Here is a 13,129-nt window from a genome sequence, read left to right on the forward strand (position 1 = left end):
ACGGGTCCCCCAAAGCAAGATGGGGCGCATCCCGGGGAATCCCGGGATGCGCCCCATCACGAGGTCACGCCGGCGGGCGCCCAGCCCGCCCGGCGTCACGCTCCGCGCAGCACCGCTCCGGTGCGTTCGGCGGCAGCCGCCACCGCCGCATCGCGGGCGGCGGACGCCTCCTCCACCGTCAGCGTGCGGTCCGGGGCGCGGAAACGCAGCGCGTACGCCAGGGACTTCTTGCCCTCGCCGATCTGCTCGCCGGTGAAGACATCGAAGAGCCGCAGCGACTCCAGCAGTTCACCGGCACCGGCGCGCAGCGCCGCCTCCACCTCGGCCGCCGGGACGGATGAGTCCACAACGAGCGCCACGTCCTGGGTGGCCACCGGGTACGTGGACACGTGCGGGGCCTGCACCGGCCCGCCGCCGGCCTCCTCAAGGCGGTCCAGGTCGATCTCCATCGCACTGGTGCGCTCCGGCAGCCCGAGCTCCTTGATGACCCGCGGGTGCAGCTCACCGGCGTGGCCGACCAGCACCTCCTCGCCGTCGACGGCAGCGAGCAGCGCGGCGCAGCGGCCCGGGTGCCAGGGAGCGTGCTGGTCCTGGCGGACGATCAGCTCAGCCCCGGCCTCGCGGGCGACCGCACGGCCCGCCTCTATGGCGTCGGCCCAGGTTGCGGGGCGGCCCTCGCCCCACCAGCCGCCCTGCTCGCGCTGTCCGGCGAGGACGACGGCGGCGCGGCGCGGCTGGGCGGGCAGCGCGCTGTTCAGCTCGGCGATCTCCTCGTCGGTCGGCCGGCGGTCGACGGGCAGCCGGACGGCCGTCTTCTGCTCACCGGCCGGCCGGAACACCAGTCCCGTCTCGAAGAGCGCGAGGTCGTGTTCGCCGCGGCCGTGGTTGCGGCGCAGCGCGGCGAGCAGGCCGGGCAGCAGTGTCGTACGCAGCGCCGGCTCGGTGTCCGACAGCGGGTTGGCCAGGCGCACCACCCGGCGCCGCGGGTCGTCCGCCTCCAGTCCGAGCTGGTCGAAGACGGCCTCGCCGAGGAACGGGTAGTTGAGCGCCTCGACGTAGCCGGCGCCGGCGAGCGCGCGGCCCACCCGGCGGTGCAGCCGCTGCCGGTCGGTCAGGCCGCGTCCGGCGGGCGGCTCCGGCAGGGACGAGGGGACGTTGTCATACCCCTCGAGCCGGATGACCTCTTCGGCGAGGTCGTTGGGGTCGGTGAGGTCGGGCCGCCAGCTGGGCAGGGTGACGACCAGCTCGTCCGCGCCGGCGACGTCGCAGCCGATCTGCTGGAGGCGGCGGACGACGGTCTCGCGGCCGTAGTCGACACCGGCGACGCGGTCCGGGTGGTCCGCGCGGATGGTGATGGTGCGCGGCGCGCTGGGCGTGGCGACCTCGGTGACGCCGGCCTCCGCGGTGCCGCCCGCGAGCAGCACCAGCAGGTCGACGGTGCGCTGGGCCGCCGCGGCGGCGGCCTCCGGGTCGACGCCGCGCTCGAAGCGCCGGGACGCCTCGGAGGACAGCTTGTGGCGGCGGGCGGTGCGGGCGATCGCGGTCGGGTCGAAGTGCGCGGCCTCGATGACGATTTCGGTCGTGCCCTGGACCGCACCGGTCTCGGGGTCGGCGACGGGGTCGGCGATCTCGGTGTTGGCCCCGCCCATGACACCAGCGAGCCCGATGGGCCCGTTGTCGTCGGTGATCACCAGGTCCTCGGCGTCGAGGTCGCGCATCACGCTGTCGAGCGTGATCAGCTTCTCCCCCGGCTTGGCACGGCGGACGCCGATCGGCCCGTCGAGCCGGGTCCGGTCGTAGGCGTGCAGCGGCTGGCCGAGCTCGAGCATCACATAGTTGGTGACGTCGACCGCGAGCGAGATCGGGCGCATGCCCGCCTTCTGGAGGCGGCGCTGCAGCCAGATCGGGGAGCGCGCCATGGGGTCGAGCCCCGTGATCGTACGGGCGGTGAAGCGGTCGCAGCCGGCCGGGTCCTCGACGGCGACGGGGTAGCCGTAGCTGTTGGGCGCGGGCACATCCAGCAGCGCCGGGTCGCGCAGCGGCAGACCGTAGGCGGTCGCGGTCTCGCGGGCGACGCCGCGCACCGACAGGCAGTAGCCGCGGTCCGGGGTGACGGCGATGTCGAGCACCTCGTCGACGAGCTCCAGCAGTTCGACGGCGTCGGCGCCGACCTCGGCCTCCGGCGGCAGCACGATGATGCCCTCGTGGTCGTCGGACATGTTCAGTTCGGCGGCCGAACAGATCATGCCCTCGGAGGTCTTGCCGTAGGTCTTGCGCGCGGAGATCGCGAAGTCGCCGGGGAGCACGGCGCCGGGGAGGGCCACGACGACCTTGTCACCGACGGCGAAGTTCCGGGCGCCGCAGATGATGTTCTGCGGCTCCCCGGTGCCGTTGGCCATGCCGACGTCCACCTGGCAGTACCGGATCGGCTTCTTGAAGCCCGTCAACTCCTCGATCGCCAGCACATGGCCGACGACCAGGGGGCCTTTGAGGTCGGCGCCGAGCTGCTCGACGGTCTCGACCTCGAGCCCTGCGGCGATCAGCTTCGCCGCGACGTCACGGCCGGACTCACCGGCCGGCAGCTCGACGTACTCCCGCAGCCACGAAAGCGGGACCCGCATCAGATCTCCATCCCGAACGGCCGGGTGAAGCGCACATCACCCTCGACCATGTCTCGCATGTCCTCGACGTTGTGGCGGAACATCAGCATCCGCTCGATGCCGAACCCGAAGGCGAATCCGCTGTACTTCTCCGGGTCGACGCCGCAGGCGGTCAGCACCCGCGGATTGACCATGCCGCAGCCACCCAGCTCGATCCAGCCCTCGCTGCTGCAGGTGCGGCAGGGGCGGTCCGGGTTGCCCACGGACTCGCCACGGCAGGCGAAGCACACCATGTCCATCTCGGCGGACGGCTCGGTGAAGGGGAAGTACGAGGGGCGCAGCCGGGTGCGCATGTCCTCGCCGAACAGCGCCTGCACCATGTGGTCCAGGGTGCCCTTGAGATCCGCCATGGTCAGGCCCTCGTCGACGGCGAGCAGCTCCACCTGGTGGAAGACGGGGGTATGGGTGGCGTCCAGCTCATCGGTGCGGTAGACACGGCCCGGGCAGATGACGTAGACGGGCGGCTCGCGGTCGAGCAGGGAGCGGATCTGCACCGGCGAGGTGTGGGTGCGCAGCACGACACCGGAGTCGCCAGCGCCCGAGCCGGCGTCGGTGCGAGCGCCCTTCGGGCCAGCCACGAAGAAGGTGTCCTGCATGGTGCGGGCAGGGTGGTCGGGCGCGATGTTCAGGGCGTCGAAGTTGAACCACTCGGCCTCGACCTCGGGGCCCTCCGCGACCTCGTACCCCATGGCGACGAAGACGTCCTCGATGCGCTCCATCAGCGTCGTCAGCGGGTGCCGGGCGCCGGGCGGGGTGCGGTCGTACGGCAGGGTGACGTCCACTGCCTCCTCGACCAGCACGCGTGCGTCGCGCTCGGCCTCCAGCTCCTCCTGGCGGGCCTTGAGCGCGCGGCTGACCTCGCCGCGGGCGCCGCCGACGCGCTTGCCGGCGTCGGCCTTGGCGTGCGGAGGCAGGGCGCCGATCTCGCGGTTGGCGAGAGCGAGCGGCGAGCGGTCTCCGGTGTGCGCGACCTTGACCTCGCGCAGGGCCTCGAGGTCGCCGGCGGCGGCGATGGCGGCGAGCGCCTCATCCCGCATCCGGGCGATCTCTTCCGGTTTCAGTGCCTCGACCTCGACCGGGTCGTACGACTTGTTGGGTCCCGACATCTCTTCCCGTGCTTCCGATTGTCCCCCAGCTATCGCTGGGAGGTGCCCCCAGGGCTGCGCTTCGCTCCGCCTCGGCTCCTGTGTGGCCTTCAAGGATGCCGAGCATCCGCACCGCTCGATCACAAGGCTCAAAGGTGCCAAAGCTCGAGTCTAAAGGGCGCGGGAGGTCGAGGAAGCCCGTGGGCCGCTCAGGCCATGAAGGCCGGGGTGCCCACGGGCAGGGTAAATCGGAACTGGGCGCCGCCACTGGGGGCCCGGCCGACCTCGATCGTGCCGCCGTGGGCCTCGACGATGCCCTTGACGATGTACAGGCCCAGGCCGGTGCCGCCGCGCTTGCTGCCCCGCCAGAAGCGGGTGAAGACACGGCTCATCGACTCCTCCGGAATGCCGGGGCCCTCGTCGCTCACGGTGACTGCCGTTCCCTCCGCCTGGGACTTGGTCGTGGCGGGTGCCACCTCGATGGTGACAGTTCCCTCGCCGTGGCGCACCGCGTTTTCCAGCAGGTTGGCCAGCACCTGGTCGACCTTGTCGGGGTCGGCCCACAGATCGGGCAGCGGCGTCACGGCCCGGATGTCGAAGCGGCCCGCACTGTGCCCCGCGCCGGCCTGGGCGGCCACGTGCCGCTTGACGGCCGCGGCCATGTCCACCGGCTGGCGGCGGATCTCCAGGCGGCCCGAGTCGATCCGGGAGATGTCGAGCAGCTCGGCGATGAGCCGGGTGACGCGGTTGGCGTCGGCGTCGACGGTCTCCAGCATCAGCCGCTTCTGGTCGTCGGTGAACCGCTCCCACTTGGCCAGCAGCGTCGCGGTGAAACCCTTGACGGAGGTGAGGGGGGAACGCAGCTCGTGGGCGACGGTGGCGATCAGCTCGGCGTGGCTGCGCTCCGTACGGCGCCGGGCCTCCGTGCCGCGCAGCGAGACGACCACCCGGTGCACGGGCCCGGTGGGCCGGCGGCGGACGTACCGGGCGGAGACCAGCACCTCGCGGCCCCCGGGGAGCAGCAGATTGCGCTCCGGCTGGCCTACACGGATGGCGAGCCCGCCGTACGGGTCGGTGACGGCCCACCAGCGGCGGCCCTCGAGGTCCTCCAGCGGGAGCGCCTGCTCCAGCGGCTGTCCGAGCGCTTCGGCGGAGTCGATGGCGGTGATCCGGGTGGCCGCGGCGTTGAAGCAGACGATCCGGCCGGTCTCGTCGGCGATGACCAGGCCGTCGGGCAGTTCGTCGGGATGCATGCCGAGCGCGGTGAGCCCAGGGCTTCGGTCGGCCATGGCATCGGTGGGCGTGCGTGCGCTCTCGCCCCCCGCACATCGATTCACCTTCGATGCGGATGTCGATTCCGACGCCCTGACGTCCATACCGCACCCCCCTCTCGGCCCCCGCCGAACACTACTAGCTCAAGGTGACGCAGCGGCACCCGCCGGGTGCACGCTGCGCACGAGCCGAGGCGTACAGGCACACGGCAGCGGCCGTGGCGAGGTTGAGGCTTTCGGCCTTTCCGTGGATGGGCACGCGCACCACCGCGTCCGCGAGTGCGCGGGTCTGCTCCGGCAGGCCCCACGCCTCGTTGCCGAAGATCCAGGCAGTGGGGCGGCCCAGCACCCCTTCGTCGAGCTCGGTGTCGAGGTTGCGCTCGCCCGCACCGTCGGCGGCGACGACCCGTACTCCGGCGTCCTTCAGGCCCCGTACGGCTTGCTCGACGGGTACGCCGACGGCGACGGGGAGGTGGAACAGGCTGCCGACCGAGGCCCGTACGGACTTGGGGTTGTACAGGTCCACGGAGGCGTCGGTGAGGACGACCGCGTCGGCGCCCGCGGCGTCGGCGCAGCGCAGCACGGTGCCGGCGTTGCCGGGGTCGCGGACGTGGGCGAGGACGGCGACCAGCCGCGGGCGGGCCGCGAGGATGTCCGGGAACGGCGAGTCGAGGAACCGGCAGACGCCGACGAGCCCCTGCGGCGTGACGGTCTGCGAGATGTCGGCGATGACCTCGTCGGCGGCGGTGTGGACGCGGACACCGGCGGCGCGGGCGGCGGCGATGACGCCGGCGTGCCGCTCGGCGGCCTCGGCGGTCGCGAAGAGCTCGATCAGCGTGTGCTCGCCGCCGGTGCGGTGCTCGATCGCCTCGCGCACGGCCTGGGGGCCCTCGGCGAGGAACCGCCGTTCCTTGACGCGGAAGTTGCGCCGGGCCAGCCGGCGGGCGGCGGCGACGCGCGGAGAGCGCGGCGAGATCAGCTCGGGGGTGCCCATGGGGGGCGGTCTCACTTCCTTTGTTTGACGCTCGGTTCACCTCGGGACGCTTAGACCTGCTCCCGACGGTCGACCGTGCTCGAGCCCTCGTACCTCGGGCCCTCCGCGCGCTCTCCCTTTCGGCAGCAGCGGTCCTTTGGCTCACTCGCGATGCGGCGCTCGGTTCGCCTCCGGGCTCCCGCTGGGGGTACCCCACCAGGCGAAGCTCTGGGGGACGCCCTTCGGCTCACTCGCGATGCGGCATACAAGCGGCGGACCCGCAGGCCGCGGGGCCTGCGGGTCCGCTCACGCTGTCAGGCAGCTGCTCAGGCGGCGGCCTTCGGGGCGTTGACATCGCTCGGCAGCGCCTTCTGGGCCACCTCGACGAGCGCGGCGAACGCGTTGGCGTCGTTGACCGCGAGCTCGGCCAGGATCTTGCGGTCCACCTCGACGTTGGCAGCCTTCAGGCCCTGGATGAAGCGGTTGTAGGTGAGGCCGTTGGCGCGGGCGGCGGCGTTGATCCGCTGGATCCACAGCTGACGGAAGTCGCCCTTGCGCTTCTTGCGGTCGTTGTAGTTGTAGACGAGGGAGTGGGTGACCTGCTCCTTCGCCTTGCGGTACAGGCGGGAACGCTGGCCGCGGTAACCGCTGGCCTGCTCGAGGATTGCCCGGCGCTTCTTGTGGGCGTTGACCGCCCGCTTGACGCGTGCCACTTGTTAACTCCTTGTACGGGGCCGCGGGATGCTCACACGGCCCGGATGCGAATAGGTCCCGGTCTCGACTTGCGCCCCGGATCGATCGGGGCGCTCACGTCACTTGCCGAGAAGCTTCTTGATCTTCTTGGCGTCGCCCGGGGCCATCTCGGCGTTGCCGGTGAGGCGACGCGTCAGCCGGGACGGCTTGTGCTCGAGCAGGTGGCGCTTGCCGGCGCGCTCACGGAGCACCTTGCCGGAGCCGGTGATCTTGAAGCGCTTGCTGGCACCGCTGTGCGTCTTGTTCTTCGGCATAGCGCCGTTCTCTCCTCGTCAGTGGCGCTTCCGGTCCGGCGAGTTGTGCACCGGCGTGCGGAAGCGTCAGTTGGTTCGGTTGGTGTCCCGGGGCGGCTGCCCCGGTCGGGCTCCTTCTCCCGAAGGAACCGGAGCCCGTGGCCCGGTCACGCCTCGGCGGCCTGCCCGGAGTCCGCGGTCGCGGACTGGCCGTGGCGCCCCGCCTTGCGGGCGGCGGCAGCCTCGCGGGCTTCGGCCATCGCCTCGGTCTTCTTCTTGTGCGGACCGAGGACCATGATCATGTTGCGGCCGTCCTGCTTCGGGTTGGATTCCACGAAGCCGAGCTCCTGGACGTCCTCCGCCAGCCGCTGCAGCAGTCGGTAGCCCAGCTCGGGACGGGACTGCTCGCGACCACGGAACATGATCGTGATCTTGACCTTGTCGCCCTGCTTGAGGAACCGGACGACGTGACCCTTCTTGGTGTCATAGTCGTGCGGGTCGATCTTCGGCCGGAGCTTCATCTCCTTGATGACCGTGTGCGCCTGGTTCTTGCGCGCCTCACGGGCCTTCATGGCCGACTCGTACTTGAACTTGCCGTAGTCCATGAGCTTGCACACCGGCGGACGGGCGTTCGCCGCGACCTCGACCAGGTCGAGGTCGTACTCCTGGGCAAGCTCCAGTGCCTTGGCAAGCGGCACGATGCCGACCTGCTCGCCACTGGGACCGACGAGTCGCACCTCTGGGACTCGGATCCGGTCGTTGATGCGGGGCTCGGCGCTGATGAGGCCTCCTCGGTAGCACCACGCGAATGTCTGGCGGACAGCCGCGTAACGTCTGTTTCCTTGTGACCGCCGCACCCGGACGTGGAAAACGCCCCGAACGGGACACAGGCGGGGCTCCTCGTAACCGGGAGCACCGCCGCGGATCCCCGCGGGGCGCATCGGGCGGTGCTGCCGTCCGTACGATGTCTCGCACTCCGGCACGCACTGCCTGACCGGTGACCCGCCGACTCTGTGAATCGGCCAGGTGGGAGATCGGAGCCTCCACTTGTGGGCCGGTCCCCATCGTCGAGCTGGATATCGTTGCTGAATATCGTCGAGATGGATCTCCGGCCGGTCGTTCACCAAGCATAGCAGCGTCCGGGCCCGGTCCCCACACGTCCGTACGAGGGCCATAGGCTGAGGTGAACCGTCCACCCGAAAGAGAACTCCAGCCATGAGCGACCCCACTGAGCAGCAGCCGGCGCCCGGGACCGAGGGAACTGCGCCCGACTTCACCACCATGACCCGTGACATCGCTGACGTCCCCGCGGTCGAGGTGATCACGACGCTCGCGGTGCACCTGATGAGCGCGGCCGCGGTCAAGGTGGGACTGGCCGAGGGCGGCGATGAGCACAAGGACCTCGACGAGGCCCGCAAGCTGATCACCGCGCTGGCCGGCCTGGTCACCGCGAGCGCGACCGAGATCGGGTCATACCACGCGGCGCCGCTGCGGGACGGGCTGAAGGCGCTGCAACTGGCGTTCCGTGAGGCCTCGGTGGTGCCGGACGAGCCCGGCCAGGGGCCGGGCGAGCAGCTCACCGGGCCTGTCTACGGCTGACCGCCCGGACAGGCCGGGCGGTCAGGCGGGGCAGATCTCAAGCGGAGGTGGGCCGCCCCGGCTCCCCCATTGCGCCCGGCTCTCCCGCCTCCGCCGCCACGGCCGCCAGGGCGGGGTGCGTGACCCGGTGCACCGCCGCGGCGAGCACCCCGCCGACCAGCGGCGCGATCAGAAACAGCCACAGCTGCGAGAGCGCGCCGTGCGCCGCGAGGATCGCCGGACCGAGGCTGCGCGCCGGGTTCACCGAGGCGCCCGTGAGCGGGATGCCGATCAGGTTGACCACCGCGTAGGCCAGGCCGATCGCCAACCCGGCGAATCCGACCACCGCGAACCCCTCGGTCACCGCGAGATAGACGTAGACCAGCAGGAAGGTCAGCAGGATCTCGGCGACGAACGCGCCGAAGGTGTTGATGCCGACCGCTGAGCGGCTGCCGAATCCGTTGCTTCCGAACGCCCCGCTCCTGGTCAGCCCGGGGATCTGCTCGGCCACGAGCGCCAGCAGCGCGGCGCCCACGATGCCGCCGAGCAGCTGCGCGACCCAGTACTCGACGGCCGTGCGCACCGGGATACGGCGGGCGAGCAGCATGCCCAGGGTGACCGCCGGGTTGAGATGGCAGCCGGAGACCGGCCCCAGGGCATAGGCGAGCGCCAGCAGCGTGAAGCCGAAGGCCAGGGAGATGCCCACCGTGCCGATGTACTCGGCGCCCATGACCGCGGAGCCGACCGCGAAGAACACGAGCAGCGCGACCCCGAGGAACTCGGAGGCGACTGTGCGCGTCTCGACCGTCGTCGACCCGATCGTGAGGGTCCCGGGCCTGCGCTCGGTCCCGGCCGGCCTGCTGTCGTCCGCCTCCATGCCGCCCTCCTTGCAAAGATCGCGTCTCCTTGCATTGTGGGGCGGACGAGGGCGTTACGCCCGTCGGGCGTAGATGGGCTCCCCCGGGACCGCGGTGCCCTCGGGGAGCAGCGCGAGATCGAGTCCGTTGATGAGGCGGGCCCGCAGCACCTCGTCGGCGGCCAGTGCCGTCGCCACACGCTGAGCCACCTCGCGGGCCGCGGCGCCGGGAGCGAGGGCGAGAGCGAGGATGCCGTCTGCGTCGCCGCCGGGGACGAGATGGGCCCGTACGACACCGGCCTCCTCGGCCAGCACCTCTCGTACGGCTTGGCCGACGGCCGGGGCGGCCAGCGGATCGGCGCTCTCACGCCCCTCGGCGAGGGCCAGCAGCGCCGGGCCCCTCAGCTCGTACGGCACGGGTCCGGCCAGATCGATGACGACGGTGTCGGCCTTCTCATGGGCGGCGGCTTGCAGGGCCTGGTGCAGCGGCACCGCCACGGGCCGGGCCTCCGGGTCCCAACGGGCGAGGGACGCGGTGGAGGTGAAGGCCGGCAGGGCCCGTCGCCCGCCGGGCGCCCGCAGGGTCGGCACGGCCATGTCGCTGCTCTTCTCCCGGCGCAGTCCGTCGGCGCCGGTCTCTTCCTCGCCGAGCACGGCGACCACGGGTACGAGCAGGCGCGCGCCGGCCAGGGCTTGCAGAACCTGCGGCTCGGCGGAGCGGTCGTCGCCGTACGCGGCGAGCGCCGCCGCGAGTTGGGGGTCGGCGGAGCCGTCGTCGTCGGAGAAGCCGGGATCCGGGATGTTCTTGAGCGCCACCCGACGAGGGTATCGGCCTGCGGGTACGGCCCGATGTCCGCGCCCGGACCGGCGCTGCCCGCCGGTTTTACGCGCCTTCCGCACGGCTCCCGCGGCCCGGGGCGCGGTCACAACGGCCGGGGCGGGTGAATCGGGTGGCTGGGGCGGCGGCCGCCACGCCAGAGGGCTACCGCCGCGGCCAGCAGCAACGCTCCGGCCACGCCCGCGATGGGCGCGAGCACGCCGGCGCCACTCCCGTCACCAGCCCCCTCCGTCGGTCCCGCGCCGAAGTAGCGACGCTCGTACGGCGCCGGGCTCGGCCGCTGCGGCCGTGGCCGCAGCACCGCCGCCGCCTTGATGGCCGCCGGCGGGTCGATCAGCCCGGCCCCCCGCTCGTCGCTGCGCCCGCCGTCCGGCTTTTCGCGGGCGGTGTCCGCGAGCAGCTTCTTGATCTGCACGGGGCTGAGATCGGGGTGCGCGGCGCGTACCAGGGCGACGGAGCCCGAGACGAACGCCGCGGCCGCGCTGGTGCCCCAGCCCTCGTAGTAGCGGCGGTCGGGATCGGCGATGACCACGTCGACACCGGGTGCGGACACGGTGGCGTACCAGCGGCGGGTGGAGAAGGAAGCGTGGTTGCCGTAGCGGTCGACGGCAGTCACCGCGATCACGCCGGGGTACGCCGCCGGGTACGACGCCCGGTCGCCGTCCTCGCCGCCGTTGCCGGCCGACGCGACGACCACGGCGCCCTTGCCCAGGGCGTACTGGATCGCGGCGTCCTCCATGCGCTCGGGGTGGGCGGACTTGCTGTCGTCGCCGAGCGAGAGGTTGATGACGTCGGCGCCGTGGTCGGCGGCCCAGCGGATCCCTTCGGCGAGCGCGTTGCCGCGGGAGGTACGGGCCTTCTTGCGTGCGGGATCGCTGTCCTCGAGGATCACCCGCACCGGAAGGATCTTCACCTCCGGGGCGACTCCGAGTACACCGTCGGTCCCGCCGGGCCCGTGGCCATGCCCCGCGATGATGCCGGCCATGGCGGTACCGTGCCGCGCCCAGGCCCGCTCGCCACGGCCCGCGCCGAAGCCGATCATGTCCTTGCCGGCCAGGACCTGGCCTTTCAGGTCCGGGTGCTGATCGTCGACCCCGGTGTCGAGGACCGCGACGGTGATGCCCTTGCCCTTCGTCGTCTGCCAGGCCTGCTCAATGTGGAGGGCGTCCAGGGCCCACTCCTGATTGCGTGCGACATCGGCGCGGGCAGGCGTCGACAGGGACGGCATCAGGGCGAGGGCGGCAGCGGCGGCACTGACGACGAGGGTCCGGGCGCGGCGGCGGGGCACCGGCGGAGCGAGGGTCATGACGCGTCCTCCGCCGCCGCGTCGACGGCCTTGCGGAAGCCGCGTTCGATACGGTCCGCGATGCCGTGGGCGTCATGGCCGAGTCCGGCCTGCGCGGGGGCCGAGGTGGCACCGTCGGCCATGGCCCGCTGCGCGGGCTCGGGTGCGGTGACGGCGCGGCCGTCGGCGAAGCCGGTGACGGCGTAGACGACCGCCGGGACATCGGTCAGCACATCCACCACCCAGCTCGCGCGCTGTGCGGTGCCGAAGCCGGCCGCGGCCGTGCCGCCCGCGGCGTACGGCCGGGGCATGAGGTCGCTGCGCTCGGCGAGACCGTCGGTGGCGAATCGCTTGCGCAGCGCGCGCATCCTGGTGACGTCGGCCTTGGTGACCACCAGACCGACGGTGGTGACGCTGCTCGTCGTCGCGTCGATGTACGTGGCGCGCAGCAGCCGCTTGCAGCCGACCGGGGAGAGCGCCTTGGTTAGCAGCGGGTCGAAGGCGTCGCGGCATCCGCTGTCCGGCGCGACGGCGATCCGCGTCCAGGTCCGGTCGGCGCCGCCCGGGCCCGCGCCCTCGCCCCGCAGGGTGGGAGGGAAGATCTTGTCGACGGGGATGCTGTGCCACAGATCGCGCGCCGCGCCGAAGGAGGCGCCGGCCGCGGGCGAGTCGTCGGAGTCGTCGGAGAGCCAGCTGCCCGCGGCGGCACCGCCGAGGAGCCCCAGACCGAGGACGAGGCAGGCGGCGATGGCGGCGGCGCGCACGGGCGGCCGTATCTGCCCGCCGAAGCCCAGGGACGGGCCGGGCCGGGCTGCGGTCCCGGGGACGAACCGGGCCCAGGGGGCGGGGGCCGGCGCGGGCGGTCCCCACGAGCCGCCGACGGGCGGCTGCGCGCCCGTACTTGGCGCGGACGGCCCCGAGGAGCCGCCGGAGCGGCCCCGCGTCAGCTGCATCGTCTTGGGGTCCGTCACCGGGGTCGGACGCCGGCCGGGCACAGCCGGCGGAAGAGGGACGTGAGCGCCCGTACCGCCACCCGATGCACCTGCGCTCCTGACACGGCCGGCGGCCGCGGAGGCCGACGTTCCAGCGGAGGCATCGGATGCCGGGGCCGCACCCCGGGAACCGCCCGGACGCGGTGAACCGCCCGCCGCCGGGGGCCTCTCAGGGCTCCCGCCCGAAGCCGTGCCGTTGCCCGGTGCGGCCGCCGCGCTGAGCGGAGAGCCCGGTCCGCCACCGAACGCGGCCATGGCGTCAACAGTGCGCGGCGCCGGGCCCGTTGGCCGGCTCGGTCCTGCGGCGTTCGGCGCCGGTACGGCCGGGGGGCGCGGCTGAGCCGGCGGGGTGGTCGGGGCGGGAGGCGCAGCCGCCGGCGGGTGCAGGGGCATGGGCGGGTGAGCAGGCGGCGGGGGGACCGGGGGGCGGGCCGCTGGTACGTCCGACACGCGCGGCGCTTCGGCGCTCATCCGCCCCCCTCGCGTCATGCTCGCCGTGCCGCCCATCGCCTTTTTCGGGCAGGCCGGTATGTGGACATGGCGCCGACGACCGGCTGGTCGCGGCGTTCGCGTCACTCTACGGGCTGGTACGGGGAGAGCGACAA

Annotated in this window: 12 protein-coding genes; 1 reads left to right on the forward strand and 11 read right to left on the reverse strand. The window is 72.7% G+C overall.

Annotation, left to right across the window (positions count from 1 at the left end; genetic code table 11):
- Positions 1-95 precede the first annotated feature (95 nt).
- The 7 genes from pheT to infC all read right to left on the reverse strand — a co-directional run bounded on the left by pheT (position 96) and on the right by infC (position 7,832).
- A complete protein-coding gene (gene pheT, locus ACY34J_RS05710; protein WP_462725571.1) occupies positions 96-2,621 on the reverse strand; it encodes a phenylalanine--tRNA ligase subunit beta in 2,526 nt (841 codons plus the stop codon).
- The gene (pheS, locus tag ACY34J_RS05715) at positions 2,621-3,766 is read right to left on the reverse strand and encodes a phenylalanine--tRNA ligase subunit alpha (protein WP_462725570.1); all 1,146 of its coding nucleotides are present in this window, start codon (positions 3,764-3,766) and stop codon (positions 2,621-2,623) included. Before pheS ends, pheT begins: the two co-directional genes overlap by 1 nt.
- A 188-nt stretch (positions 3,767-3,954) precedes the next feature.
- Complete coding sequence (locus ACY34J_RS05720) at positions 3,955-5,034, reverse strand: sensor histidine kinase (protein WP_462725569.1); 1,080 nt, start codon at positions 5,032-5,034, stop codon at positions 3,955-3,957.
- A 121-nt stretch (positions 5,035-5,155) separates the two neighbouring features.
- A complete protein-coding gene (locus ACY34J_RS05725; RefSeq protein ID WP_462725568.1) occupies positions 5,156-6,010 on the reverse strand; it encodes a TrmH family RNA methyltransferase in 855 nt (284 codons plus the stop codon).
- Positions 6,011-6,315: 305 nt separating this feature from the next.
- Complete coding sequence (gene rplT, locus ACY34J_RS05730; RefSeq protein WP_462725567.1) at positions 6,316-6,702, reverse strand: 50S ribosomal protein L20; 387 nt, start codon at positions 6,700-6,702, stop codon at positions 6,316-6,318.
- 99 nt (positions 6,703-6,801) lie between these two features.
- Positions 6,802-6,996, reverse strand: coding sequence for a 50S ribosomal protein L35 (rpmI, locus tag ACY34J_RS05735; RefSeq protein ID WP_462725566.1), 195 nt, complete (start codon positions 6,994-6,996; stop codon positions 6,802-6,804).
- A gap of 146 nt (positions 6,997-7,142) precedes the next feature.
- Positions 7,143-7,832, reverse strand: coding sequence for a translation initiation factor IF-3 (infC, locus tag ACY34J_RS05740; RefSeq protein WP_462725565.1), 690 nt, complete (start codon positions 7,830-7,832; stop codon positions 7,143-7,145).
- A gap of 358 nt (positions 7,833-8,190) precedes the next feature.
- Between infC and ACY34J_RS05745 the strand changes: the two genes are divergently transcribed.
- Positions 8,191-8,574, forward strand: coding sequence for a DUF1844 domain-containing protein (locus tag ACY34J_RS05745; protein WP_462725564.1), 384 nt, complete (start codon positions 8,191-8,193; stop codon positions 8,572-8,574).
- A 37-nt stretch (positions 8,575-8,611) separates the two neighbouring features.
- Here the strand turns inward: ACY34J_RS05745 and ACY34J_RS05750 are convergent, their stop codons facing one another.
- The 4 genes from ACY34J_RS05750 to ACY34J_RS05765 form a co-directional block, all read right to left on the reverse strand.
- On the reverse strand, positions 8,612-9,430 hold the full coding sequence (locus ACY34J_RS05750) for an aquaporin (RefSeq protein ID WP_462725563.1): 819 nt from the start codon (positions 9,428-9,430) through the stop codon (positions 8,612-8,614).
- A gap of 54 nt (positions 9,431-9,484) precedes the next feature.
- Positions 9,485-10,225 (reverse strand): SseB family protein, encoded by a 741-nt coding sequence (locus tag ACY34J_RS05755; RefSeq protein ID WP_462725562.1) that lies wholly within the window; start codon positions 10,223-10,225, stop codon positions 9,485-9,487.
- A gap of 107 nt (positions 10,226-10,332) precedes the next feature.
- Complete coding sequence (gene mycP, locus ACY34J_RS05760; RefSeq protein WP_462725561.1) at positions 10,333-11,553, reverse strand: type VII secretion-associated serine protease mycosin; 1,221 nt, start codon at positions 11,551-11,553, stop codon at positions 10,333-10,335.
- Complete coding sequence (locus ACY34J_RS05765) at positions 11,550-12,485, reverse strand: hypothetical protein (protein WP_462725560.1); 936 nt, start codon at positions 12,483-12,485, stop codon at positions 11,550-11,552. The genes mycP and ACY34J_RS05765 overlap by 4 nt, the downstream gene beginning before the upstream one ends.
- Between the last annotated feature and the right edge of the window lie 644 nt (positions 12,486-13,129).

This window comes from Streptomyces sp. HSS9-12 (genome assembly GCF_054963655.1).